Annotated in this window: 24 protein-coding genes; 17 read left to right on the forward strand and 7 right to left on the reverse strand. The window is 75.2% G+C overall.

Annotation, left to right across the window (positions count from 1 at the left end; genetic code table 11):
- The 4 genes from IE99_RS32520 to IE99_RS0127385 form a co-directional block, all read left to right on the forward strand.
- The coding region (locus IE99_RS32520; protein ID WP_342666256.1) for a hypothetical protein at positions 1 to 1,358 on the forward strand (1,358 nt) is incomplete at its 5' end.
- Positions 1,359 to 2,392: 1,034 nt separating this feature from the next.
- Complete coding sequence (locus tag IE99_RS0127375; protein WP_030177035.1) at positions 2,393 to 3,379, forward strand: ACP S-malonyltransferase; 987 nt, start codon at positions 2,393 to 2,395, stop codon at positions 3,377 to 3,379.
- Positions 3,376 to 5,208 (forward strand): acyl-CoA dehydrogenase family protein, encoded by a 1,833-nt coding sequence (locus IE99_RS0127380; protein WP_030177037.1) that lies wholly within the window; start codon positions 3,376 to 3,378, stop codon positions 5,206 to 5,208. Before IE99_RS0127375 ends, IE99_RS0127380 begins: the two co-directional genes overlap by 4 nt.
- 156 nt (positions 5,209 to 5,364) lie before the next feature.
- Positions 5,365 to 5,940, forward strand: a complete 576-nt coding sequence (locus IE99_RS0127385; RefSeq protein ID WP_030177039.1) for a TerD family protein — start codon at positions 5,365 to 5,367, stop codon at positions 5,938 to 5,940.
- A 73-nt stretch (positions 5,941 to 6,013) separates the two neighbouring features.
- Here IE99_RS0127385 and IE99_RS29865 read toward each other — a convergent pair whose 3' ends face one another.
- Positions 6,014 to 7,471 (reverse strand): class I adenylate-forming enzyme family protein, encoded by a 1,458-nt coding sequence (locus IE99_RS29865; protein ID WP_245623362.1) that lies wholly within the window; start codon positions 7,469 to 7,471, stop codon positions 6,014 to 6,016.
- Positions 7,444 to 7,701 (reverse strand): hypothetical protein, encoded by a 258-nt coding sequence (locus IE99_RS33275; RefSeq protein ID WP_245623363.1) that lies wholly within the window; start codon positions 7,699 to 7,701, stop codon positions 7,444 to 7,446. Before IE99_RS33275 ends, IE99_RS29865 begins: the two co-directional genes overlap by 28 nt.
- A gap of 91 nt (positions 7,702 to 7,792) precedes the next feature.
- Between IE99_RS33275 and IE99_RS0127395 the strand changes: the two genes are divergently transcribed.
- From IE99_RS0127395 to IE99_RS0127425, 7 genes are all read left to right on the forward strand, one after another.
- Complete coding sequence (locus IE99_RS0127395; RefSeq protein WP_030177041.1) at positions 7,793 to 8,572, forward strand: HAD-IIA family hydrolase; 780 nt, start codon at positions 7,793 to 7,795, stop codon at positions 8,570 to 8,572.
- 114 nt (positions 8,573 to 8,686) lie between these two features.
- Positions 8,687 to 9,514, forward strand: a complete 828-nt coding sequence (locus IE99_RS29870; RefSeq protein ID WP_245623364.1) for a DUF3152 domain-containing protein — start codon at positions 8,687 to 8,689, stop codon at positions 9,512 to 9,514.
- 125 nt (positions 9,515 to 9,639) lie between these two features.
- Positions 9,640 to 10,260 carry an IMPACT family protein gene (locus IE99_RS0127405; RefSeq protein ID WP_030177046.1) on the forward strand — a complete coding sequence of 207 codons (621 nt, stop codon included), beginning with the start codon at positions 9,640 to 9,642 and terminating at the stop codon, positions 10,258 to 10,260.
- Between the two features lie 169 nt (positions 10,261 to 10,429).
- A complete protein-coding gene (locus IE99_RS0127410) occupies positions 10,430 to 11,650 on the forward strand; it encodes a carboxylate-amine ligase (RefSeq protein ID WP_084220004.1) in 1,221 nt (406 codons plus the stop codon).
- Positions 11,647 to 12,762, forward strand: a complete 1,116-nt coding sequence (locus IE99_RS0127415; protein ID WP_084220006.1) for an iron-containing redox enzyme family protein — start codon at positions 11,647 to 11,649, stop codon at positions 12,760 to 12,762. Before IE99_RS0127410 ends, IE99_RS0127415 begins: the two co-directional genes overlap by 4 nt.
- A gap of 7 nt (positions 12,763 to 12,769) precedes the next feature.
- A complete protein-coding gene (locus IE99_RS0127420; RefSeq protein WP_037560179.1) occupies positions 12,770 to 13,462 on the forward strand; it encodes a HemK2/MTQ2 family protein methyltransferase in 693 nt (230 codons plus the stop codon).
- A complete protein-coding gene (locus tag IE99_RS0127425; protein WP_037560180.1) occupies positions 13,443 to 13,697 on the forward strand; it encodes a CDGSH iron-sulfur domain-containing protein in 255 nt (84 codons plus the stop codon). Before IE99_RS0127420 ends, IE99_RS0127425 begins: the two co-directional genes overlap by 20 nt.
- 69 nt (positions 13,698 to 13,766) lie before the next feature.
- On the opposite strand, the gene IE99_RS0127430 is transcribed toward IE99_RS0127425, so the two are convergent.
- From IE99_RS0127430 to IE99_RS0127445, 4 genes are all read right to left on the reverse strand, one after another.
- Positions 13,767 to 14,009 carry a hypothetical protein gene (locus IE99_RS0127430; protein ID WP_030177055.1) on the reverse strand — a complete coding sequence of 81 codons (243 nt, stop codon included), beginning with the start codon at positions 14,007 to 14,009 and terminating at the stop codon, positions 13,767 to 13,769.
- A gap of 48 nt (positions 14,010 to 14,057) precedes the next feature.
- Positions 14,058 to 15,131: an NAD-dependent epimerase/dehydratase family protein gene (locus IE99_RS33520; protein WP_030177057.1), complete on the reverse strand. Its 1,074-nt coding sequence runs from the start codon at positions 15,129 to 15,131 to the stop codon at positions 14,058 to 14,060.
- 155 nt (positions 15,132 to 15,286) lie between these two features.
- Positions 15,287 to 16,021 (reverse strand): phosphatase PAP2 family protein, encoded by a 735-nt coding sequence (locus IE99_RS33525; RefSeq protein ID WP_030177060.1) that lies wholly within the window; start codon positions 16,019 to 16,021, stop codon positions 15,287 to 15,289.
- A 112-nt stretch (positions 16,022 to 16,133) separates the two neighbouring features.
- Positions 16,134 to 16,751, reverse strand: a complete 618-nt coding sequence (locus tag IE99_RS0127445) for a DedA family protein (RefSeq protein WP_037560181.1) — start codon at positions 16,749 to 16,751, stop codon at positions 16,134 to 16,136.
- Between the two features lie 160 nt (positions 16,752 to 16,911).
- On the opposite strand from IE99_RS0127445, the gene IE99_RS0127450 reads away from it, so the two are divergent.
- Positions 16,912 to 17,562 (forward strand): HAD family hydrolase, encoded by a 651-nt coding sequence (locus IE99_RS0127450; RefSeq protein ID WP_030177064.1) that lies wholly within the window; start codon positions 16,912 to 16,914, stop codon positions 17,560 to 17,562.
- 81 nt (positions 17,563 to 17,643) lie between these two features.
- On the opposite strand, the gene IE99_RS0127455 is transcribed toward IE99_RS0127450, so the two are convergent.
- Positions 17,644 to 18,693 carry a tyrosine-type recombinase/integrase gene (locus tag IE99_RS0127455; RefSeq protein WP_030177066.1) on the reverse strand — a complete coding sequence of 350 codons (1,050 nt, stop codon included), beginning with the start codon at positions 18,691 to 18,693 and terminating at the stop codon, positions 17,644 to 17,646.
- Positions 18,694 to 18,796: 103 nt separating this feature from the next.
- Here IE99_RS0127455 and IE99_RS0127460 point away from each other — a divergent pair, with 103 nt between their 5' ends.
- From IE99_RS0127460 to IE99_RS0127480, 5 genes are all read left to right on the forward strand, one after another.
- Positions 18,797 to 19,519, forward strand: a complete 723-nt coding sequence (locus IE99_RS0127460) for a DUF72 domain-containing protein (RefSeq protein ID WP_037560182.1) — start codon at positions 18,797 to 18,799, stop codon at positions 19,517 to 19,519.
- Between the two features lie 110 nt (positions 19,520 to 19,629).
- Positions 19,630 to 20,184 carry an NUDIX hydrolase gene (locus IE99_RS0127465; protein WP_211258943.1) on the forward strand — a complete coding sequence of 185 codons (555 nt, stop codon included), beginning with the start codon at positions 19,630 to 19,632 and terminating at the stop codon, positions 20,182 to 20,184.
- Between the two features lie 320 nt (positions 20,185 to 20,504).
- The gene (locus IE99_RS0127470) at positions 20,505 to 21,620 is read left to right on the forward strand and encodes an MFS transporter (protein ID WP_084220010.1); all 1,116 of its coding nucleotides are present in this window, start codon (positions 20,505 to 20,507) and stop codon (positions 21,618 to 21,620) included.
- Positions 21,621 to 21,713: 93 nt separating this feature from the next.
- Entirely contained in the window at positions 21,714 to 22,661 is a 948-nt protein-coding gene (locus IE99_RS0127475) for an SDR family oxidoreductase (RefSeq protein WP_084220012.1), read from the forward strand.
- Positions 22,662 to 22,735: 74 nt separating this feature from the next.
- Positions 22,736 to 23,560, forward strand: coding sequence for a methyltransferase domain-containing protein (locus IE99_RS0127480; RefSeq protein ID WP_030177077.1), 825 nt, complete (start codon positions 22,736 to 22,738; stop codon positions 23,558 to 23,560).
- The last annotated feature ends 122 nt before the right edge of the window (positions 23,561 to 23,682 follow it).

Below are 23,682 nucleotides of genomic sequence, written 5' to 3' on the forward strand. Positions count from 1 at the left end.
CCCGCCCCCCGGTCCCCGCCCACGGCGCCCCCGCCCCCGGGCCCGACATCCTGGCCCACGGCCTCGGCGGCCGCACCGACCTCCCCCTCGACGCCGTCGCCGCGATCGCCGGCGGCGGCATCGCCGTCGCCGCGTCCTTCCTCGTCCTCACCGCCGCGTGGAAACGGCCCCGCCTGAACCCCGCCGCCGGCCGCCCCCTCCCGCCCCGCCTCGCCCTCCTCCTCGACTCCCCGGCCCTCACCGCCACCGGACGCGCCGCCGCCCTCGCCGCCACGGCCCTCGTCGCCGCCGCCGCGTTCCTCGGACCCGCCACCGACCGCCGCAACCTCGCCCCCTGGGCCCTGTACGTCACGTTCTGGGTCGGGCTCGTCCCCGCCAGCGTCCTCCTCGGCCCCGTCTGGCGGCGCGTCAACCCCCTGCGGACCCTCCACGCCGCCCTGTGCCGCGCCACCCGCACCGACCCCGCCGGGCGCCGCCCCCTCCCGCCCCGCCTCGGATACCTGCCCGCCGCGGCCTGGCTCACCGCGTTCGTCTGGCTCGAGCTCGCCGCCCCGCACCGCTCCGACCCCCGCCTCGTCGGCGCCGCCATCTGCGGCTACACCGCCGTGAACCTCGCCCTCGCGCACCGCTACGGCCGCGACTGGTTCACCCGCGGCGACGGATTCGAGGCCTACTCCTCGCTGCTGGCCCGCCTGTCGCCCCTCGGCCGCCGCCCCGACGGCGCCCTGGTCCTGCGGCCCCCCCTCACCGGCATCGCCTCCGGCACCCCCGAACCCGGCCTCACCGCCCTCGCCTGCGTCCTCATCGGCTCCACCGGCTTCGACGGCATCACCCGCACCACCTACTGGCGCGACCACACCGACCCCGGCAGCGTCACCGCCGCCACCCTCGGCCTCGCCGCCGCGATCGCCGCCGTCACCGCCCTCTACGTCACCGCCCTGCGCGCCTCCGGGCGCCTCGCCGGCACCGGCGCCGCCGCCCAGCCCGCCCGGTTCGCCGCGACCCTCCTACCGATCGCGCTCGGCTACACCATCGCGCACTACTTCTCGTTCCTGCTCCTGGAGGGGCAGATGACGTTCATCCTCGCCGGCGACCCCTTCGGCACCGGACTGGACCTCTTCGGCACCGCCGGCAACCGCGTCGACCACGACCTCGCCGGACCCACCCTCACCGCGCAAGTCCAGGTCAACGCGATCGTCCTCGGCCACATCGCCGGGACGATCGCCGCGCACGACCTCGCCCTGCGCCCCGTCCCCCCGCACGGCCCGCCCCGCCGGCCCCTCCTCGGCCAGCTGCCCGTCGCCGCCGTCATGGTCGCCCTCACCTGCGCCGGCCTGTTCGCGCTGCTGAGCGGCTGACGCCGCCGCGGCCGCCCTGCGGCGCCGCGCCTCCGACACCGCCACCCCCACCGCGACCACCACCGGCATCCACCACTTCACCGTCGCCAGCACCGCCCCCACCCACGGCGGAACCCCCACGTCCGGCAGGTCCGGCAGCGGCAGGTCCGGCCACGGGATCGGCGGCAGATCCGGCCGATCCACCTCCGGCCACGGCACCTCCGGCCAGTCCACCCGCGGGATCAGCACCCGCAGCAACGCCCCCAGGCCCAGCAGCGGCACCAGCACCCGCGCCACCGCCACCACCACATGCCGCGACGCGTACAGCCCCGGATGCGCCGCCGCCCACGCCTCCCGCCGCCCCGCCCGCGACCCCGCCGGCGGCACGAACCCCACCCCCCGCACCTTCTTCCCCATCACACCCATCACACCGGTCGACCCCGCGGCCACATGACCGGCACCCGGCCCCCGAGCCCCATCACCGCCCGCGCCCGCATCGCCCGCGCCCGCATCGCCCGGCGCGTCGTCCTCCCCGCCTCCGGCCGCGGTGCCCTGGGACGGCGGTGTCCCGGGAGGGGGAAGCAGGACGCACCCGGCCGCCTCGCCGTCGAGAAGACCCAGCGGGCCGAACACCACACGGACCGTCCGGTCGCCCCAGCGGAGTCCGGTCCGGGGGAGCGCGATCAGCGGGAACGACCGCTCCCGCACCACCTCACCGTCCACGAACAGGGCGGCGACCCGCCCCCGGCCCTCCCGCCGCGTCTCCACCTCCAGGCGGCGGCCCTCATGGACGAGCGTCCAGCGGCCCCGCCCCGCCCCGTCCCCGGCAACCGCGAATCGTGCGAGTCCCCAACCCATACCGACCGAGTGTCCCGGCGCCGCCCGCCCCGCCCAACCGCCGAAGGGCGACCGCCCGTCGACCAAAGTCGCCCCCGGCGGCCCGATCCGGACACCTTCGGACATCCCATGCTGGCGGCACCGGCTATCCCCCCGCCCCCACCGCCCGCAGCAGGATCGGGAGACCGGCACCCTCCGCACACGTAAGGAGACCCGTCGTGCCCTCCACCACCCGGCCACCCGTCCCGCGCCCCGGCGACGCCTGCGCGTTCCTGTTCGCCGGCACCGGCGCCGCGACCGCCCCCGACCTGCGGGCCCTCACCGCGCTCGGGCCCGCCGCCGGCCGCGCCGCCGCCGACGCCGTCGACGCCGTCCAGGAAGGACTGCCCCGCACCGGATGGCCGTCCCTGCGCACCCTCCTGCTCGACGACCCCGCCGCCTACCCCGCCGCGGCCGCCCGCACCCCCGGCGTCGCTCAGCTGTCGGGATACGCCGCGTCCGTCGCCACCGACCGGGCACTGCGGACCGCCGGGATCCACCCCTCCTACGCCGTCGGTCAGAGCTTCGGGGAACTGGCCGCCCTCGTGTGCGCGGGCGCGTTCGGCGTCCCCGACGGCGCCCGCATGGCCGTCCACCTCGTCGACGTCCTGACCCGCCACGCCGCCGCCGGCGGCATGGGCCTGCTGGAGGCCGGCGAGGACGACACCCTCGCCTGCGTCAAGGACGCCGACGCCCCCGACGTCGTCATCGCCGGCGTGAACGCCCCCGCCGCCACCCTCGTCTCCGGCCCCGTCCCCGCCCTGGAGGACGTCCTGGACACCGCCCGCCGCCGCGGCGTCCGCGCCGTCCGCCTCGCCGTGCCCTACCTGTCGCACCACCCGGCCCTCACCGGCGTCGACGACATCTGGTACCGGCGCGTCCGGGACGTCCCGCAGCGCCCCCTGGAGGTCGAGGTCCACTCCCCGGTGCGGGGCCGCGCCTACCACGACGACGACGACCTGCACCGCGCCCTCGCCGACTGCATCGTCCGGCCCGTCCGGCTCCCCGACGCCCTGCGCGCCGTCCGCGCCGCCGGCGCCACCCTGTTCGCCGAGGCCGGCGCCGGCGCCGCCCTCACCCAGTGCGCCCGCCTCACCCTCCCCGGCGCCCGCACCCTCACCCCCATGCGGCGCCCCCGCACCACCAGGCAGGAGACCCGCCCATGACCGGCGACGACCGCACCGCCCTGATCCGGTTCACCCGCGGCGCCCTCACCGACGACAAGACCCGCGCCCGGATCGACGCCGCCGTCCCCCCGGGCCACGGCACCGTCCCCGGCGGGCTCACCACCGCCGACCGGCACCTCCTCACCTACCGGCGGCTCCGGCACACCGGCCTCGCCGCCCCGCCCGCCGCACGGCTCCTGGACGACCCGCCCGCCCTCTGCCGCCTGCTGGACCGCGCCGCGATCGCCGACCCCGCCCTCTTCCACGTCATGCTGCTGCACTACACCCTCACCCTCGCGCCCATCCTGCGGCTCGGCGGACCGCGGGCACCCCGGGCCGCCCGCACCGCCCTGGAGCGCTTCGACACCTTCGGGACCCTGCTGATGACCGAACTCGGCCGCAGCAACAGCCACCTGTCACCCCGCACCCTCGCCCGCCACGACCCCGCCACCGGCGGATTCACCCTCACCACCCCCGACCCCGGCGCCGCGAAATTCCCCACCAGCACCGGCCACCCCGCCCTGCCCAAGACCGCCGCCGTCTACGCGACCCTCGTCCACGGGCCGGACGGGCACGGCGGCGCCGAGCACGGCGTGTTCGTGTTCATCGTCCCGCTCCGCGACGCCACCGGCCGCCCCGCCGACGGCGTCCGGATCGTCCCCGCCCCCGAGACGAGCGGGCTCCGCGTCGACTACGCCGCCGTCCACCTCGACGGCGTCCGCGTCCCCCGCGAGGCGTGGCTGGCCGACGGCGCGGACCTCACCCCCGCCGGGACGTTCCACGACCCCGCCGGCTCCCCGGCCGCCCGCCTCACCCGCACCATGCGGACCGGCCCGACCGTCTGGCGCGCGATCATCTCGATGGCCGCCGCGATCACCCGCGCGTCCGCCGGGATCCTCACCGCCCACTCCACCGGGCGCACCACCCTCGGCCGCCTCGCGCCCCGCCGCCCCCTCACCGACTACCGCAACCAGCGCGAGGCCGTCCTCGGCGCCCTCGCCGACGCCTACGCCCTCACCGCCGTGGCCGCCCACGTCCAGACCCCCGCCACCCCCGCACCCGGCACCACCCCCGCACCCGCGCAGGGCGACGGGACGGCGGCGTGGGCGCCCTGGTCGGCGGTCGACCGTGACCTCACGCTGCTGAAGGCCGCCGCCACCGCCCAGGCGCAGCGGACCGTGACCGCCTGCCGCGTCCACAGCGGCGCGCCCGGCTTCGCCGCCGACGACCGCCTCAACGCCTACCGGGGCCTCGCCCACGCCTACCAGAGCGCCGGCGGCGACAACGACCTCATCGCCTACGACACCGCCCGCGCCATGGCCGCCCTCGACCGCTACACCCCGCCCGACCCCGGCCCCCCGCCCGGCCGGCCACCCGAGACGATCCTCGACACCCCCGCGGCGTGGCTGTACCTCGCCCGCACCGCCGAACGGCGCCTCCGCGACCGCCTCGCCGCCCGGATCTCGGCCGCCCGGCAGGCGGGCGCCGACCCGTTCACCGCGTGGAACGCGCACCTGCCGCTCGCGGCCCGCGCCGCGACCGCGTACGCCGACCGGGCCGTCCTGGAGATCGTCGCGGCCGCCCTGCCCGCCGGCGAGCCCGCCGAGGGGCCCCTCGGCGGCGTCCTGCGGCTGCACGCGGTGAACCGGCTCGCGCACGCCGCGGCCGTCCTCCTGGACGAGGGGATCGCGGAGCCCGGGTTCCTGGACGCCGCCGCGGCGGCCCGCGGCCGGCTGTGCGACGCCCTCGCCCCGCACACCGCCGCGCTCGCCGCCGGCCTCGACCTGCCGCCCGGCATCGCCGCGCCCGCCGCCGCCCTCGCCCCCTGACCCCGTCCCCGGACGCGCCGGGATCGGCGGGAACCCGGCGCGCCGGACGGCGCGTTTCCCCGCGCGGCGGGTGGAACCAGGGCAGGATGGCTTCCGTTCACGTAACAGAACGCGCGGGTGACCCGCATCCGCGCGCGGACACCGGAGGTAGACACCGTGGGCGTCAGTCTGAGCAAGGGCGGCAACGTCTCGCTGACCAAGGAGGCTCCCGGGCTGACCGCCGTCGTGGTGGGGCTGGGCTGGGACGTGCGGACCACGACCGGGACCGATTTCGACCTCGACGCCAGCGCGCTGCTGTGCACGGCGGAGAACAAGGTCGTGTCCGACCAGCATTTCGTGTTCTTCAACAACCTCAAGAGCCCCGACGGCTCCGTCGAGCACACCGGTGACAACCTCACCGGTGAGGGCGAGGGCGACGACGAGCAGATCAAGGTGAACCTCGCCGGCGTCCCCGCCGAGGTCGCCAAGATCGTGTTCCCGGTGTCGATCTACGACGCCGACGGGCGGCAGCAGAGCTTCGGGCAGGTCCGCAACGCGTTCATCCGCGTGGTGAACCAGGCCGACAACAACGAGATCACCCGCTACGACCTGTCGGAGGACGCCTCCACCGAGACCGCCATGGTGTTCGGGGAGCTGTACCGCAACGGCGCCGAGTGGAAGTTCCGCGCCGTCGGGCAGGGCTACGCGTCGGGCCTGTCGGGCATCGCGTCCGACTTCGGCGTCAACGTCTGAACGGCACCCCCCGGGACCGTCCCGCCCCCGGGTCCCCGGCCCTCCCGGCCGGGGACCCGGGGGCGGCGCCGTTTCAGGGGCCGAGGAGCTCCTCGCGCAGGCGGGTCTTCAGCAGCTTCCCGCCGGGGTTGCGGGGCAGGTCGGTGTCGCGGAACCACACCCGGGAGGGGATCTTGAACGCCGCGATCCGGCCCCGCAGGAACCCCCGCAGATCGTCCGCCGTCGCGTCCGCGCCCGGACGCAGCCGCACCACCGCGCCGACCTCCTCGCCCAGCACCCGGTCCGGGACGCCGATCACCGCGCAGTCGGTCACGTCCGGATGCTCGTACAGGGCCGCCTCGACCTCCGCGCAGTACACGTTCTCCCCGCCGCGGATCAGCATGTCCTTCGCGCGGTCCACGATGTAGACGAACCCGTCGGCGTCGACGCGGGCGAGGTCCCCGGACCGGAACCAGCCGCCGGTGAACGCGGCCGCGGTGTCCCGCGGGCGGTTCCAGTAGCCCTTGATGACGTTCGGCCCCCTGATCCACAGTTCGCCGACCTGCCCGGCCGGGAGCTCCTCCCCGCCGGGGCCGCAGACCCTCACGTCGCAGACCGCGACGGGCGGGCCGACGCTGTCGGGCCGCTCCAGGTAATTCACCCCGCCGTTGTAGGTGGTGACCGACGACGTCTCGGTCAGCCCGTACCCGTTGCCGGGGACCCGGCCCGGCAGCAGCTCCCCGATCCGCTCCACCAGCGCGGGCGGCGCCGGAGCGCCCCCGTAGCTCACCCCCGTCAGGCTGGAGGTGTCGAACTCGGCGAACCGCGGCGACTCCAGCACCTGCCACGCCATCGCCGGGACCCCCCCGAACCCGGTGACCCGCTCCCGCTCGATCAGCTCCAGCGCCCGCTCCGGATCCCACTTGTGCATCAGGACGACCGTGGCGCCCTGCAGCGCGCTGGTCACCAGCACCGAATGGCAGCCGGTCGCGTGGAAGAACGGCACGCTCAGCAGCGTCACCCGCCGCTGCGGCACCGCGAGTTCCGCGGGGTCGCCGCCCGCCCGGACGGCCGCCGACAGCAGCCCGTAGGCGAGGCTGAGGGGGTTCCCGGCGATGTTGCGGTGCGTGCCGAGGGCGCCCTTGGGGCGTCCCGTCGTCCCAGACGTGTAGAAGATCGTCGCGTCGTCCTCCGGGTCCAGCGGCACATCGGGCAGCCCACCCCCGGCGTCGGCGTCCCGGCCGGGCCCCTCGAACGGCTCGGCGCCGGCCGGCAGCGGCGTCCCGCCCGCGCGCGCCACCAGCATCGCCGCGCCGAGCGCGGCGGCGGCCCCGGCGAGCCGCTCCGCGCGCTCGGCGTCGGCGACGACGACCTTCGCGCCGCTGTCGGCCAGCCCGAACTCCAGCTCCGCCGCCGTCCACCACGCGTTCAGCGGCACCACCACCGCGCCCGCCGCCGCGGCGCCGAAGAACGCCACCGACCACTCCGGGTAGTTGCGCATCGCGATCGCGACCCGGTCGCCCTTCACCACCCCGAACCGGCCGGCCAGCACGCGCGCGAACGCCGCCGCCCGCGCGTGGTGCTCGGCGAACCCACCCGGTCGTCGCCGTACACCAGGAACGGCGCGTCACCGTACCCCCGCGACATCTCCAGGATGTCGCGGAGCGTGCCCGGCGCGTGCTTCCACACCCGCGTCCGGACGCCCCGGATGTCGGCCTCGTCCATCTCGAACAGCTCACCCGGCGCGGTCATGACCGCGCGGACCTCCGCGACGCTCCGCACACCCGCACCATATGAACCACATCACACCGCGGTCAACGGCCGGGCCCCCGCCCCGTCCACCCCGGTGATCTTCACCTGCGACAATGGGCCCATGACCGACCGTAAGCCGATCGAGTACTGGTTGTCGGACATGGACGGCGTCCTGGTCCACGAGGGCCGCCCCGTCCCCGGCGCCGACGAGTTCGTCCGCCGGCTCGACGCGTCCGGCAAGCCGTTCCTCGTCCTGACCAACAACTCGATCTACACGCGCCGCGACCTGTCCGCCCGGCTCGCCGCCCTGGGCCTGACCGTCCCGGCCGAGTTCATCTGGACGTCCGCGCTGGCCACCGCCCGGTTCCTCGCCGACCAGCGGCCCGGCGGCACCGCCTACGTGATCGGCGAGGCCGGCCTGACCACCGCGCTGCACGAGGCCGGGTTCATCCTCACCGACCTGAAACCCGAGTACGTCGTGCTGGGGGAGACCCGCACCTACAGCTTCTCCCAGATCACCAACGCGATCCGGTTCATCGAGGGCGGCGCCCGCTTCGTCGCGACCAACCCCGACCCCGTCGGCCCGTCCCCCGAGGGGTCCCTGCCGGCGTGCGGCGCCGTCGCCGCCATGATCACCCGCGCGACCGGGGTCGCGCCCTACTTCGTCGGGAAACCGAACCCGCTGATGATGCGGACCGCGCTGAACGTCGTCGGCGGGCACAGCGAGTGCACCGCGATGATCGGCGACCGGATGGACACCGACATCGTCGCCGGCGTCGAGGCCGGCCTGGAGACGATCCTGGTCCTGACCGGCGTCACCCGCGAAGCCGACGTCGAACGGTTCCCGTACCGGCCGCACCGCGTCATCGGCTCGATCGCCGACCTCATCGACCACATCTGACCCGCCCGCGCCGCATCACCCGGCCCGGCCGGGGAAGGTCCCCGCCCGGTGGACCGCCGCAGGGCGGCCGCGTGCGCGTCCCGGTCCCATACTCGCCACCTGTCCCGGAGCATCGTGCACCCACCACACCAGCCGCCCGCACCCGCCGCCCCCGGACCCCGCCCGCCGGGACGCCGGGGGAGGGGCCGCAGGGCGGCGTGGATCGCCGCCGGCGCCGCCGCGGCCCTCACCGCCGCGACCGCCGCCGCCCTCACCCTCCGCGGCGGCGACCCGGCATCGTCCCCGGGGGCGTCCCCGCCCCGCGCGGGCGCCCCGGCCTCCGCGCCGCGACGGCCCGCCGCCGCCCCCCGCCGTCCCGTCGCGGGCGTCCTGGTGAACGGACGCAGGCAACCGCCCCGCATCCGCTCGCCCCGCGCCGCCGCCGGCCGCTACACCGTCGTCCGCACCACCGCCGCCGCACCCCCCGGGACCCGCGGCGCCATCGTCCGCTACATGGTCGAGGTCGAGCGGGGCCTGCCGATGACCGGCGCCGAGTTCGCCGCGCAGGTCCACCGCGTCCTCAACGACCCGCGCGGCTGGGGCCACGGCGGCCGGATGCGGTTCGTCCGCGTGAGCCGCGGACCCGTCCGGTTCCGCGTCGCGCTGTCCAGCCCCGCCCTCACCGACCGGATGTGCGCCCCCCTCATCACGGGCGGGCAGCTGTCCTGCCGCGCCGGGAGCCGGTCGGTCATCAACGCCCGCCGGTACCTGCAGGGCGCCGCCACCTACGGCCGCGACCTCGCCTCCTACCGCGAATACCTCATCAACCACGAGGTCGGGCACGCCCTCGGCCACGGGCACCGCACCTGCCCCGGACCGGGCCGCGTCGCGCCGGTGATGGTGCAGCAGACCAAGTCCCTGTACGGGTGCCGTCCCGGCCCCTGGCCCCACCCGAAGGGCTGACGCACCCCCGGCCGGACGGGCCGCGAAGCGGGCCGGGGCATCCTCCGGTCCCAGCGGGAGCGGGCCGGGCTCGGCGCATGCAGGCCCGAGGTCCGCTGAACGGCGCCATTACACTCGGGGACGCCATGCGCACCATCAGGACGGGCGGGACCCGCGAACTGGAGATCCGCAAGTCCCGCTTCATCTGCACCCTCGCCCGCACCCCCTCCGAGGCCGACGCCGTCGCGTTCCTCTCCGCGCACCGCCGCGCCCACCGCGACGCCACCCACAACTGCTCCGCCTACGTGGTCGGGGAGCACGGCGAGATCAGCAAGAGCAGCGACGACGGGGAACCGGCCGGGACCGCCGGCATCCCGATGCTGGAGGTCCTGCTGCGCCGCGGCCTCACCGGCACCGCCGCCGTCGTCACCCGCCACTTCGGCGGCGTCAAGCTCGGCGCGGGCGGGCTCGTCCGCGCCTACGCGCAGGCCGTCTCCGACACCGTCGACGCCGTCGGGGTCGTGGAACTGCGGCCCGTGGTCACCGTGACCGTGAGCGTCGCGCACGCCGACGCCGGACGGTTCCTCGCCGCCCTCCACGGCCGCGGCCTCCACCCCGCCGACGTCCGCTACGGCGCCGGCGTCGACGCGGACGTCACCGTCCCCGTCGGCGACCTCGACGCGTTCGGGGCATGGGCGGCCGAGGTCACCGCGGGCCGCGCCGCCCTGATCCACGGCGCCACGGGCCACATCGAAGTCCCCGTCTGAACCGCCCCGCCCCCCGCGCAGGCAGGCCGCGCCCCCGGTCGGCGAAGCGCGGACCGCGTGCGCGGGCCGGATGCGACAGACCCGCCCGTCCCGCAGGGGAGGAGGCCCGCGGTGTGGGCATCCCTCCCCGGAAACGATCTGCAAACCGTCGGAAAAAAGGGGACGCGGAATGGAACCGGAGCCCTCACCCGGGACGACGATGGGCGTTGAGGAGGAATTCCTCCTCGTCGACCCGGTGACCGGCCGGACCGCGCCCGCCGCGGGCGCCGTCCTGCAGCGGGCCGGTGAGCACCGGTGGGCGGGCACCGGCGGCGGATTCCACCCCGAGCTGCCCACCACCCAGGTCGAGGCCGCCACCGGCGTCTGCCGCACCCTGGCCGGACTGCGCGCCCAGCTCCGCCACGGCCGCGCCCGCCTCGCCGGAGCCGCCCGCGCGGAAGGGCTCGCGCTGCTGTCGTCGGGCACCCCGCCGATGGACGGCCCGTCCCCGCCCTTCACCCCCGGCGACCGGTTCGCCCGCATGGCCGCCGCGTACGGCACCCTCCTGGACGGCTACCAGGCGTCCGGCTGCCACGTCCACATCGGCGTCCCGGGCGGGGGAGACCTCGCCGTCGCGGTCGTCGGCCATCTGCGGCCGTGGCTGCCGGCGCTCCTGGCGATCACCGTGAACTCCCCGTTCGCCCGGGGCCGCGACACCGGCCACGCCGCCCACCGCATGCTGGAGATCACCCGCTTTCCCGGCGGGGGCGTCCCGCCGTGGTGCGCGTCCGCCGCCGACCACGACCGCCGCGTCGCCGCGCTCGTCGACGCCGGCGTCCTCGTCGACGCCACGATGACGTTCTGGCTGGCGCGCCCCTCCCCGCACCTGCCGACGGTGGAGGTGCGCGCGGCCGACGCCGCCGCCACCGCCGACGAGGCCGTCCTGCAGGCCGCCCTCACCCGCGGCCTGGTCCGCACCGCGCTCACCTCCCTCGCCGCCGGCCGGGAGGCCGACCCGGCGGACCCGCAGCTGTGCGCGGCGGCCCTGTGGACCGCCGCCCGGCACGGCATGGACGGCCCGGCCCTCGACCCCCGCACCGGCCGCACCCTCCCCGCCTGGGACCTGTTCGGCCTGCTCCTGGAGCTGATCGCGCCCGCCCTGGAGGACACCGGCGACCTCACCGAGGTCCGGGACCTGGCCGCCGCGGTCCGCCGCGCCGGGACCGGCGCCGACCGGCAGCGCCGCGCCGCCCGCGCCGGCCTGCCCGCCGCCGTCGGCGAACTGGCCCGCCACACCGCGGACGGCACCCTCACCGGAACACCAGAGAAACAAGGGGACGATCAGGACGAATGGGGCGCATGTGAACGGGTACCGCAGCCGGACGACACACGCACCACGGAGGAACCATGATCGACGAACGGGAGATCCCGGTGACCGGCCGGGCGGCCGTGCCCGCGCTGCCCGCGCCGCGCGGGGTGCTGTCGCAGGCCGTGGTGCAGACCCTGCGGAGCACCCCGCCCCCCACCGGCCGCCCCCTCCCCGGCGACCGCGACATCACCGCCGCCGACCCCGCCGGCGACGACCTCCAGCTCGCCCTCCACACCTGCCAGGAACTCCACTACCGCGGCTACCGCGACGTCCACCCCGACTGGGAATGGGACCCCGCCCTCCACCGCCTCCGCCACGCCATGGAGGACGCCTACCTCGCCCACCTGCGCGACTCCGTCCCCGGCGGCGACGACGTCACCACCACCCTCGACGACCTCCTCACCGAACACCCCGGCACCCGCGGCCCCACCCACCACCTCCGCGACCACGGCCACCTCTGGCAACTCCGCGAATACGCCGCCCACCGCTCCGTCTACCACCTCAAGGAAGCCGACCCCCACGCCTTCCTCCTGCCCCGCCTCCACGGCCGCGCCAAGACCGCCCTCGCCGCCGTCGAGAACGACGAATACGGCGCCGGACGCCCCGAACGCCTCCACTCCGCCCTCTACGCCGACCTCCTCGACGACCTCGGCCTCGACACCCGCTACGGCGCCTACGTCGACGCCGCCCCCGCCCCCACCCTCGCCACCGTCACGATGATGACCCTGTTCGGCATCCGCCGGACCCTCCGCGGCGCCATGGCCGGCCACTTCGCCGCCGCCGAGATCACCACCGCCCCCGCCGCCCGCCGCATGGCCGCCGCCCTCCACCGCCTCGGCGCAGGCCCCCGCGCCCGCCTCTTCTACACCGAGCACATCGAGGCCGACGCCGTCCACGAACAGGTCCTCCGCCACGACGTCATCGGCGCCCTCCGCACCGACGAACCCCACCTCGACGCAGACATCGTCTTCGGCGTCCAGGCCACCACCCTCCTCGAAGACCGCCTCGCCGCCCACCTCCTCGACCACTGGGACACCGGCCGCACCTCACTGCGCCGCCCCCTCCACCACCCCACCGACCCCCCACCCGAACCCGCCCACGAACCCGTGAGCGACCACGAACCCGTCCGGCTCAGCCCGCAGGCAGGAAGGTGACACCCAGATGCTGCTCCGCCCACCAGGCGTCTACCGGCCCCAGGCCGACACCGCCCTCCTCGCCACCACCGTCCGCGACACCGTCCCACCCGGCGCCCGCGTCCTCGAACTCGGAACCGGAACCGGCGCCCTCGCCGTCACCGCCGCACGAGCCGGCGCCGCCCACGTCACCGCCATCGACGTCGCCGCCCGCGCCGTCCTCACCGCACGCCTCAACGCACGCGCCAACCGCCTGCCCATCCGCGTCCTGCGCGGCGACCTCTTCACCCCCGTCGAAGGCGAGACCTTCGACCTCATCATCGCCAACCCGCCCTACGTCCCCGGCGACCCCGACCCCGCCACCGGCACCGTCCGCGGCGCCGCCCGCGCCTGGGAAGGCGGACCCGACGGCCGCGCCATCCTCGACCGCATCTGCGGCCGCGCCCGCGACTTCCTCACCCCCCACGGCACCCTGCTGCTCGTCCACTCCGCCCTCAACGGCGTCGACGCCACCCTGCTGTCCCTCCACCGCGCCGGAATGCGCGCCACCGTCGTCGCCCGCCACCGCGAACCCTTCGGCCCCGTCATGCGCCGCCGCGCCGCCGCCCTCCGCGCCCGCGGCGTCCTGCGCACCGGCCAGCACTGCGAGGAACTCGTCGCCGTCCGCGCCGACATGACCGCCGCAGGGGAGGAGACCCGCGATGCCCGCCACGCCGCCTGACCCCGCACCCGAACCGGCACACGGCACCGCCCCCGACGACACCACCCGCCCGCCCCGGCGCGTCCGCATCATCCCCGGCGGCCCCCTCCTCATCGAAGGACCCGTCGAGATCGAACTCGACGACGGCCGCACCATCGTGTCCGACCGGTTCCTCGTCGCCCTCTGCCAATGCCGCCGCAGCCGCACCCAGCCCTTCTGCGACACCAGCCACCGCCGCCGCGCCCGCACCACCTGACCCACCCGCCCCGGACAGCGCAGAGCCCGCCGCGGCCCAGCCGCGGCGGGCTCCGCGCACGACAACGCGTCAGCCGCCGAGATTGTCGAGCGCCACATCCAGCCGCTGCGCCAGCAACTCCAGATCCTCATCGTTCGCCCCCGCGTCCAGCTCCGCGATCACGGCACCCCGCGTCGTGACCACCAGGGAATCCTCCGCCCGCTCCCCGGACGACGGCACCACCTCCGCACGGCCCCCCACCACCACCAGCGCGGCGTCCCGGTCCTCAGAGGCCAGCAGGGCATGGAGATGGTCAGCAGTGATCGTCGGCATCGATGACCTCCCAGAAGAATGATCGGTACGCCTCCCCGTTCCCCACCGTCACGGACGCACACCCACCCCCGAACGGAACTCACCCGCCCGCAGCCGACCACCCGCCTCCGCCGCCAACGGCGGCGTCCCGCCCCCCGCACCCGCCCGCAACCCCTCCAGGAACTCCCGCAACGCCGCCTCCGACGTATGCTCCGGCTCCCACCCCAGCACCTCCCGCGCCCGCGACGTGTCCATCACCGGCACCCGCAACGCCAGATCCAGCAACCCCGGCGACGCCGCCACCAGATGCAACCCCCACGCCGCCGCCAGCGCCGCCCGCACCCCCAGCACCGGCACCCGCACCACACGCGCGTCCAGCAACCCCGCCAGCAGCGCCGCGTCCACCACCGGACCCGCCGCCACATTGAACGCCCCCCGCACCCCCTCCACCGCCGCGACCGCCGCCGCGGCGAACGCCCGCCCCGCATCCGCCGAATGCAACGCCTGGAACCGCAGCCCCCGCATGTCCGGCACCACCCGGATCACCCCCGGACGCACCAGCCGCCCCGGCAGCAGCGGACCCGCGAACAACCGCCGCTGCTCCGCCGCCGCCGCCCGCTGGAACACGAACCCCGGCCGCAACCGCACCACCCGCCGCTCCGGCAACTCCGCCTCGAACACATCCAGCAGCCGCTCCACATACGCCTTCTCCCTGCTGTACGCGGCACCCGGCCACCCATGCGTCGGCCACGACTCGTCCACCCCACGATCCTTCGGACCGGGGGAGTACGCCCCCACCGAGGACGCCACCACCACCGCCGGAACCCCCGCCTCCCGCACCGCCGCCAGCACCCGCGAACCACCGATCACGTTCGCGTCCCACGTCACCGCCGGACGATGCGTCGGCTGGAACAGCCACGCCAGATGCACCACCACATCCGCGCCCCGCACCACCGCCACCAGATCCGAATCGGTGACGTCCGCCTCCACCCACTCCACCCTCCCGCCACCGACATCCCCGGCCGCCCCACCCGGACCGCGCCGCGACACCCCCACGATCGACCCCACCCGCGCATCCTCCGCCAGCGCCCCGACGGTACTGGTCCCGATGTTCCCCGTGGCCCCGATCACGACGACCCGCATACCGCGCCCCCTCACCAGCGCACCCCCGCGACCGCCCGAGCGGACGGACGACCGCCCCCTTCCCGCCCCGCACCGATCCATGCCACCCGCCCCCGCACGGCGAACGGGCCGCCCCGGAACCCCCCGGAACGGCCCGACCAGCACGAACACACAGATCAGGGACGCCGATGCCGCCCCACCACACCACCCATCACATCCGGCATCGTCACCGCCGCCTCATCCGCCGGAACCACCGGCGCCCCCGCCACCGGCACCACCCGAGGACCCACCGCACCAGACCCCCGCACCACCGGACGCGCCCCCAGCAGCAGCACACCCACCGGCACACCCCGCAACCAGTCCACCACCGGAGCCGCCACCCGCATCAGCAGCAGCGCCACCACCGGCGCCACCACCACACCCACCACGAACCCCGCCGCCACATCATGCGGGTAATGCACCCCCACGAACACCCGCGACGCCGCCATCAGCAACGCCAGCGGCAGCACCAGCGGCGCCAGAGCCCGCCACGCCACCACGATCCCCGCCGCCGACCCCGCCGCGATCGTCGCGTGATTGCTCGGGAACGACCAGTCGCCCTGCGCCGGGCACGCCGCGATGTTCATCGCCCCCGCCACCGCCCGGCACGGCCGCTCCTCCTCGATGAACGTCTTCGACACCTCGCTCACCAGATACGCCGCCACCATCGCGAACGGCGCCGCCAAAGCCAGACCCATCGCCCGCGCGTCCGCCCCCCGGGCCCGCCACCAGCCCGCCACGAACAGCACGCCGAACAGCAGCAGCCCCGCGTCCGTCCCGACCTCCGCCACCGTGTGCACCCACGACGGCGTCCCATGCGCGAACTCGGTGATCTCCCGATACAGATCGGCGCTGAAACCTGGCGCTCGCATGCTCTCCCTCACGAAATCAAGGCGGCCCGCCCACACCACATCAGACACCGGACGGACCACCGAAGTTCACCCTACGTTCACCACCACCCCCGAGCCTTCCACGTCCCACCCCTCAACCGCCGGAAATCACCCCATCCCGCGCACGCCGCTTCCGAGCGAACCGCACACCCTCCACCACCACCGACACCGTCAACGCCAACCCCAGCCCCACAGCCACCCCCAGCAACGGCCGCTCCTCGAACACCGCCCCGCCCACGAACCCCAGCAACGCCCCGTAAACCGCCCAGGAAACGGCCGCCAGCACAGCGAACAACGAGAACAACCGCAGCGGATACCCCACCGCACCCATCGTCACCGTCACCGCCGTCCGCCCACCCGGCACGTACCGCGCCACCACCAGCACCAGCCCGCCCCGCTCCGCCAGCGCACCCCGCGCCCACCCCACCGCACCGCCCCGCCGCGTCCCCGGCCGCGCACCCGCCACCAGCCGCTGCCCCGGACCCCGCCCCATCATGAACGACACATGATCACCGAGGAACGCGCCCCCCGCCGCCAGCACCACCACCGCCACCAGACTCGGCTCACCCGACGCCGCGTACACCCCACCCGTGATCACCAGGCTCTCGCTCGGCACCACCGGGAAGAACCCGTCCAGCACCGCCACCGCGAACAACGCCAGATAGAACCACGGCGACGAAACCGCCGTGTTCAGCATCTCCAGAACATCCATCCCGCAACCCTAGAAAACCGCGCCCCCGCCCGCATCACCCGGGAGACCCCAAAACACCCCCGACCCAAGTCGGAGCCACCCCAACCCCCGCATCCACCTCAAGGACCAACCGAAAAAACCTCTCGCGCCCACCCTCCCCGTCCACCACACTCAAGACCCTGTGACCCACCTGCACATCTTCGACATGGACGGCACCCTCCTCACCGGCACCACCGCCAACCTCGAAGTCGCCCGCCACCTCGGCACCCTCCCCGAACTCCGCGACCTCGAGAACCGCTTCTCCGCCGGCACCCTCGACACCCGCGGCTTCTCCGCCGAAATCCACCGCCTCTGGCGGCACCTCACCCCCGCCATCGTCGCCACCGCCTACACCACCGGCCCCTGGCTCACCGGCATCGCCGACGTCTGCGCCGACATCCGCGCACGCGGCGAACACTCCGCCGTCATCACCATGTCACCCGACTTCTTCGCCCACCACCTCCTCGACCTCGGCTTCGACCACGTCATCGCCTCCCGCTTCCCCCCGCCCCCCTTCACCGCCCCCCTCGACCCCGCCGGCATCCTCACCCCCGACGACAAGATCCACATCACCGAGGACCTCCTCACCCGCCACGGCCTCACCCGCACCCAATGCACCGCCTACGGCGACTCCATGTCCGACGCCCCCCTCTTCCGCCACCTCACCCGCACCGTCGCCGTCAACGCCGACCACCACCTCACCGACCTCGCCACCCTCACCGACCTCGCCACCCTCACCTACCAGGGCACCGACCTCACCCAGGCCTACGCCCTCGCCCGCACCACCCTCTGAACCCCCGCCCGCGCGACGTGACCAGCCCCGCGCCACATCCAACTGCCCGGACACAACCACCGAACCCGCGAACGCCACCGCTCACGCCCGCGGCGGGGGGAGCAGCGGATGGACCCGCATCGCCGCCTCCAGCTCACCCGGCAGCTCATCCCGGTAACGCCCCAGCGTCGACAGATCCGCGTGCCCCAGCACCCGCCGCACCGCGTCCATGTCCGTCGCCGCCGCGAGCAGATGCGTCGCCGTCGTATGCCGCAGCCCATGCGGGGTCACACCCCGCCGCCGCTCCGGCTCCACCCGCGCCAGCACCCGGTCGATCACACCCTGCACATCACCCCGCGCCAGCCGCCGACCCCGCCACGACAGCAGCAGCGCCTTCGGCTCCCGCCCCCGGTCCAGCAGCCGCCGCCCGTCCCGCAGATACGCGTCCAGCACGTCCGCCACCGGACCCGGCAGCGGCACATCCCGCGTCCGGCCCCCCTTACCGAAGATCCGCCAGTACCGCGTCCCCCCGTTGACGAAGAAGTGCTCCACATCCGCCCGCGTCAGCTCCGACACCCGCGGACCCACCGCCGCCAGCAGCAGCACGATCAGCCCGTCCCGCAGCTCCGTCCGCTGATCCGCCCGACGCCCCGCCACCGCACCCCCTGGCGGACCCGCCGCCAGATCCCGCGCCGCGCCCAGCAGCCCCTCCGCCTGCTCCGCCGTCAGGGCCCGCCGCTCCGCCCGCAGCCCGCCCCTCCGCCGCGGACGCACCGTCACCGCCGCCATCGGATCCAGCTGCACCCACCCCGCCACCACCGCGTACCTGAAGAACGCCGACACCGACCGCCGGAACCGCGCCTGCGACGCCGCGCTCTGCGACGCCACCCCCGCCACCGCCGGCTCCGGCCGGGCGCGCCGCCCGTCCGGCTTGCGCGCGAACCGCAGCAGCACCTCGTCGACGTCCCCGCCCGACAGGTCGTCCAGCACCCGGCCAGGCCCCGCCAGCGCCGCGAACGTCAACGCGTCCCGCGCGTACAGCTCGGCCGACGACGGCGCCAGCGTCCCCGTCACGCTCTTCGCCCGCACCATCTCCACATACCGGTCGACGCTCTCCGCCACCGTGACCCGCTCAACCTCACCCGGACGCACCCGCCGCACGCTACAACCCGCCACCGACAGAATCCGCCACGCCGCACGTGCGGGGGAGCGGGCACCGGGTAGGACCCCGCACCCCGGCGAACAGGAGGCCACCGTGATCAGGATCGGCACGTCCGGATGGCAGTACGCCGACTGGCGCGGCGTGCTCTACCCTCCCGGCCTGCCCCAGCGCTCCTGGCTCGGCCGGTACGCGGAGGCGTTCGGCACCGTCGAGAGCAACAACGCCTTCTACCGGCTGCCCTCCCGCGAGACGTTCGAACGGTGGCGGGACGCCACCCCGCCCGGATTCGTCATGGCGGTCAAGGCCAGCCGGTTCCTCACCCACATGAAACGGCTCCGCGACCCCGCCGAACCCGTCGCCCGCCTCATGGCCGCCGCCGGGGGACTGGGGGACCGGCTCGGACCGGTCCTGCTGCAGCTCCCACCCACCCTCCGCGCCGAGCCCGGACGCCTCGACGCCTGCCTGGAGGCGTTCCCGCGCGAGGTGCGGGTGGCCGTCGAACCCCGGCACCCCTCATGGTGGACCGGTGAGGTCCGCGCGATCCTCGAGCGGCACGACGCGGCCCTGTGCTGGGCGGACCGCCGCTCCCGGCCCATCGCGCCGCTGTGGCGGACGGCCGGATGGCTGTACGTCCGGCTCCACGAGGGCGCCGCGCACCCCTGGCCGGAGTACGGGGACCGGGCTCTGGCGTCCTGGGCACGCCGGATCGGCCCGGACGCCGACGCCTACGTGTACTTCAACAACGACCCGGGCGGCGCGGCCGTCCGCAACGCCCTCCGCTTCCAAACCCTTACAGAGAGCGTCAAAACAGCATAAAATGGTCGAAACCCACCAGAAGCCGGATTCTGTTCTGTATCACGACAGAAGTAATGAAACCACCAGCGGGGCCACTGGCCGTCCATCGGGGCAGAGGGGATGATCTCCCCGTGGCCCCCGCAGACGCTTCCGCGCACCAACCCGACGACCGCGAACGGTACCGGCGGCGCACCGCCCGGGTGCTGCTCGTCGACGGCGCGGGCGGCATCCTGCTGTTCCGCCTGCCCCGCGTGCACGGGAAGCCCGAGCAGGGCCACTGCTGGATCACGCCCGGGGGAGGAGTCGACGAAGGTGAGAGCCTCGCCGAGGCGGCCGCCCGCGAACTGCGCGAGGAGACCGGCCTGACCGTCGACCCCGCCGCTATCGGCGCTCCCGTCGCCGTCACATCCGGCTACGCCGACCTCGGCTGGACGAGGGGCGTGTTCCGCGACGACTTCTTCCTGCACCGCACGACCGTCCGCGACATCGACACCACCGGCTTCACCGCCGCGGAACGCCGCCTGATCGCCGGCCACCGCTGGTGGACGCCGGACGAGTTGCGCGCCGCGCCCGAACCGGTCTACCCGCTGCGTCTGGCGGACCTTCTGGACGACCTCCTCGCCGACGGTCCCACCGCGACGCCTGTCCGACTGCCCTGGCACCACGACGACCCTGCACCGGCCTGACCGCGTCCGCCTACTGCGACCGCGTCCGCCTCGGCGAGCTCATCGCCCAACGGTGCCCCTCTCGCGCCGTTCAGTCGTTGGTCGATAATGCACATTATGTTAAGTAGAGCGGTCGAGCACGGGAGCATCCGCATGGAGCTCCCCTCGTGCAGCCGGAAGCGGCGATGAATCGGCCCCGTCCCGGCACTCGCGCACCGGGACGGTCGCTCTGTGGATCTGCGCGAGCGTGAATGGGGATGCAGCCGTGGGCAGGGGCGGGTTAGGGTCGGGGTATGACGTGGCGACATTGATCTTCTTCTGAGGCGGGGCTCGCGCGGCGGTTGTACGCCTGCGCGTTCCTCGAGGACTTCATCCTTCTGTATCCGGTGTACTCGGTGCTGTTCGCCGACTCCGGGCTCTCCCCCGCCGCGATCTCCTCCCTGTTCGTGATCTGGTCGGTGACGGGCTTCGTGCTCGAGGTGCCGTCGGGCTTGTGGGCGGACGTCTTCTCGCGGCGGCGGTTGCTGGTCGCCGCTCCCCTGCTGTCGGGCGCGGGATTCGCGCTGTGGTCGTTCGCTCCGTCGTATCCGGCGTTCGCGGCGGGGTTCGTGCTGTGGGGCGCGGGGTCGGCGCTGCGGTCGGGCGCGTTGCAGGCGCTGGTGTACGAGGGGCTGCGGGAGGCGGGCGCCGAGGGCGCGTACGCGCGGGTGATGGGGCGCGCCGAGGCGGTGGGGCTCGCCGCGGTGGTGGCGGCGTCGGCGGTGGCGTCGCCGGTGCTCGCGGTGGGCGGTTACGGGGCGCTGGGTGCGGCGTGCGTGCTGTGCGCGGTGGTCGCGGCGGGGTTCCCGGAGACGCGTTCGCCTGGGCGGGCGGGCGATGAGGCGCACTCCCCCGTTGCGGTGCTGCGGGGCGGGTGGGGGCAGGTGCGGTCCGCGGCGGGGGTGCGGGGCGCGGTGGCGCTCGTGGCGGTGATGGGGATGGTCTCGCTGGACGAGTACGTCCCGCTGCAGGTGGCGGGTACGGGTGTGGCGCCTGCGGTGGTGCCGCTGCTGGTGCTGGTGGTGACGGTCGGTGACGCGGTGGGCGGTGCCCTGGCCGGGCGGGGTGAGCGGTGGCTCGCGCCGCTGCTGGGGGCCGGTGCGGTGCTGCTCGCGGTGGGTTCGGCGGGTGCGCGGCCGGTGGGTCTGCTGGGGGTGGCGGTGGCGTTCGGGGTGTTCCGGTGGGCGATGGTGGCGGCGGACGCGCGGTTGCAGGAGCGGGTCGGTGATGGGGCGCGGGCGACGGTGACGTCGCTGGCGGGTGTGGGGCAGGAGGTCGTGGCGGTGTCGGTGTACGGGGGGTGGGCGGTGGGGTCGGCGTGGGCGGGTACGGGAACGTTGATGGCGGTGGGTGCGGTGCCGTTCGTGCTGGTCGCTGTGGTTCTGGGGGTGGTCGGGCGGCGCGCGGGCCGGGGTTGAGGCGGTGGTGGGGTTCGCATGGGCGTGGGGGGTGCGGGTAGGTGGGGGTGGGCTGTGGCTCCGGGGGCGGGGTCCGGCGGAGAGGGGGCGGTGATGGCCGGCCGTGTCGTGGTGGTGACGGGTGCGAGCGCGGGTGTGGGGCGGGCGGTCGCGCGGGCGTTCGGGGCGCGGGGTGACCGGGTGGTGCTGGTAGCGCGGGGTGCCGCGGGGTTGGACGGGGCGGCGCACGATGTGCGGCGGCTGGGCGGGCTGGCGGTGCCGGTGGTGGCGGACGTCGCGGATCCGGAGCAGGTGGAGGAGGCGGCGGCGCTGGCGGAGGCGGAGTTCGGGCCGGTGGAGGTGTGGGTGAACAACGCGTTCTCGACGGCGTTCGGTGAGTGCCTGCAGGTGACGGCGGACGAGTACCGGCGGGTGATGGAGGTGTGCTATCTGGGGGCGGTGCACGGGACGCAGGCGGCGCTGCGGCGGATGGTGCCGCGGGGGCGGGGTGCGGTGGTGCAGGTGGGGTCGGCGCTGGCGTACCGGTCGGTGCCGTTGCAGTCGGCGTACTGTGCGGCGAAGGCGGCGATCCGGGGGTTCACGGAGTCGGTGCGGTGCGAGCTGCTGCATGGGGGCGGTGGTGTGGCGGTGACGATGGTGCAGTTGCCGGCGGTGAACACGCCGCAGTTCGACTGGGTGCTGTCGCGGTTGCGGTGGCGGGCGCGTCCGGTGCCGCCGGTGTACCAGCCGGAGGTGGCGGCGAAGGCGGTGCTGCTGGCGGCGGATCGTCCGCACCGCAAGGAGTACTGGGCGGGGGGTTCGACGGTGGCGACGCTGCTGGCGCAGCGGGTGGCGCCGGCGTTGCTGGATCTGTATCTGGCGCGGACGGGTTATGACGCGCAGCAGACGGGGGCGCCGGAGGATCCGGGGCGGCCGGGGAATCTGTGGCGGCCGTTGGACGATGTGGACGATCGTGGTTCGCATGGTCGGTTCGATCGGGGGGCGAAGTCGCGGAGTGTGCTGCTGGAGGCGCGTTCGCTGCTGGCGGGGCGTCGCCCGTAGGTCCGGATTGGTCCTGTTCGGCGGGCACTGATTGGTCCTTCTGGTGGGGCCACTGGGGCGGCATCGTGGGCGGCATGGGAACAGCGACCGTCGGTGACGGATATGTGCACGGGTACGGGGAGCGGGAGGCGCGCCGGCTGGGCGACCAGGCGGACGCGCTCGCCGGGCTCCTGCATGCGGGGACGGCCTACCCGGCGGGGAGCCGGGTGCTGGAGGCGGGCTGCGGGGTGGGGGCGCAGACCGTTCATCTGGCGGAGTCGAGCCCGGGGGCGCGGATCGTGGCGGTCGACCGGGACGGGGCGTCGCTGGAGCAGGCGCGTGCGAGGGTGGCGGCGCGGGTGCCGGGGGCGGACGTGGAGTGGCGGTGCGCCGATCTGCGGGATCTGCCGTTCGGTGACGGGGAGTTCGATCACGTGTTCGTGTGCTTCGTGCTCGAGCATCTGCGGGATCCGGGGGCGGTGCTGGCGGGGTTGCGGCGGGTGCTGCGGCCGGGTGGGACGCTGACGGTGGTCGAGGGGGATCACGGTTCGGCGTTCTTCCATCCCGACAGCGCGTACGCGCGGGCGGCGGTCGGGCATCAGGTGCGGTTGCAGGCCGCGGCGGGGGGTGACGCGCTGGTGGGGCGGCGGCTGCGGCCGCTGGTCGCGGGCGCGGGGTTCGCGGAGGTGCGGGTGCGTCCGGTGACGGTGTACGCGGACGAGTCGCGTCCGGCGCTGGTGGAGGGGTTCACGCTGGGGACGTTCACGGCGATGGTGGGGGCGGTGCGGGACGAGGCGGTCGCGGCGGGGCTGAGTACGCCGGCCGATTTCGACCGTGGTGTCGCCGATCTGCGTGCGGCGGCGGGTCCGGGCGGGACGTTCCATTACGCGTTCTTCCGCGCGGACGCCGTGCGGCCGTGACCTTCTCCCCCGGCGGGGTCAGTCTGAGGGGCCCCGCGCTTTCCGGACAGCTGACTGATGGTGATCTGCGGGCAGATCTACGCTGCTTGCTGCCGGTCCAGGTACTCGGTGTGGACCTCAAG

The organism is Spirillospora albida (genome assembly GCF_000718255.1).
In the GTDB taxonomy this organism is placed as follows: Bacteria; Actinomycetota; Actinomycetes; order Streptosporangiales; family Streptosporangiaceae; genus Spirillospora; species Spirillospora albida.

Coding starts and splice junctions, on each gene's coding strand:
- IE99_RS0127425 (WP_037560180.1), top strand. CDS start 13,443: ATGCCCGCCACGCCGCCTGACCCCGCACCCGAACCGGCACACGGCACC.
- IE99_RS0127410 (WP_084220004.1), top strand. CDS start 10,430: ATGGAACCGGAGCCCTCACCCGGGACGACGATGGGCGTTGAGGAGGAA.
- IE99_RS0127445 (WP_037560181.1), bottom strand. CDS start 16,751: ATGGATGTTCTGGAGATGCTGAACACGGCGGTTTCGTCGCCGTGGTTC.
- IE99_RS0127395 (WP_030177041.1), top strand. CDS start 7,793: ATGACCGACCGTAAGCCGATCGAGTACTGGTTGTCGGACATGGACGGC.
- IE99_RS0127480 (WP_030177077.1), top strand. CDS start 22,736: ATGGGAACAGCGACCGTCGGTGACGGATATGTGCACGGGTACGGGGAG.
- IE99_RS0127415 (WP_084220006.1), top strand. CDS start 11,647: ATGATCGACGAACGGGAGATCCCGGTGACCGGCCGGGCGGCCGTGCCC.
- IE99_RS0127430 (WP_030177055.1), bottom strand. CDS start 14,009: ATGCCGACGATCACTGCTGACCATCTCCATGCCCTGCTGGCCTCTGAG.
- IE99_RS0127475 (WP_084220012.1), top strand. CDS start 21,714: ATGGCCGGCCGTGTCGTGGTGGTGACGGGTGCGAGCGCGGGTGTGGGG.
- IE99_RS33520 (WP_030177057.1), bottom strand. CDS start 15,131: ATGCGGGTCGTCGTGATCGGGGCCACGGGGAACATCGGGACCAGTACC.
- IE99_RS0127405 (WP_030177046.1), top strand. CDS start 9,640: ATGCGCACCATCAGGACGGGCGGGACCCGCGAACTGGAGATCCGCAAG.
- IE99_RS33525 (WP_030177060.1), bottom strand. CDS start 16,021: ATGCGAGCGCCAGGTTTCAGCGCCGATCTGTATCGGGAGATCACCGAG.
- IE99_RS0127380 (WP_030177037.1), top strand. CDS start 3,376: ATGACCGGCGACGACCGCACCGCCCTGATCCGGTTCACCCGCGGCGCC.
- IE99_RS0127420 (WP_037560179.1), top strand. CDS start 12,770: ATGCTGCTCCGCCCACCAGGCGTCTACCGGCCCCAGGCCGACACCGCC.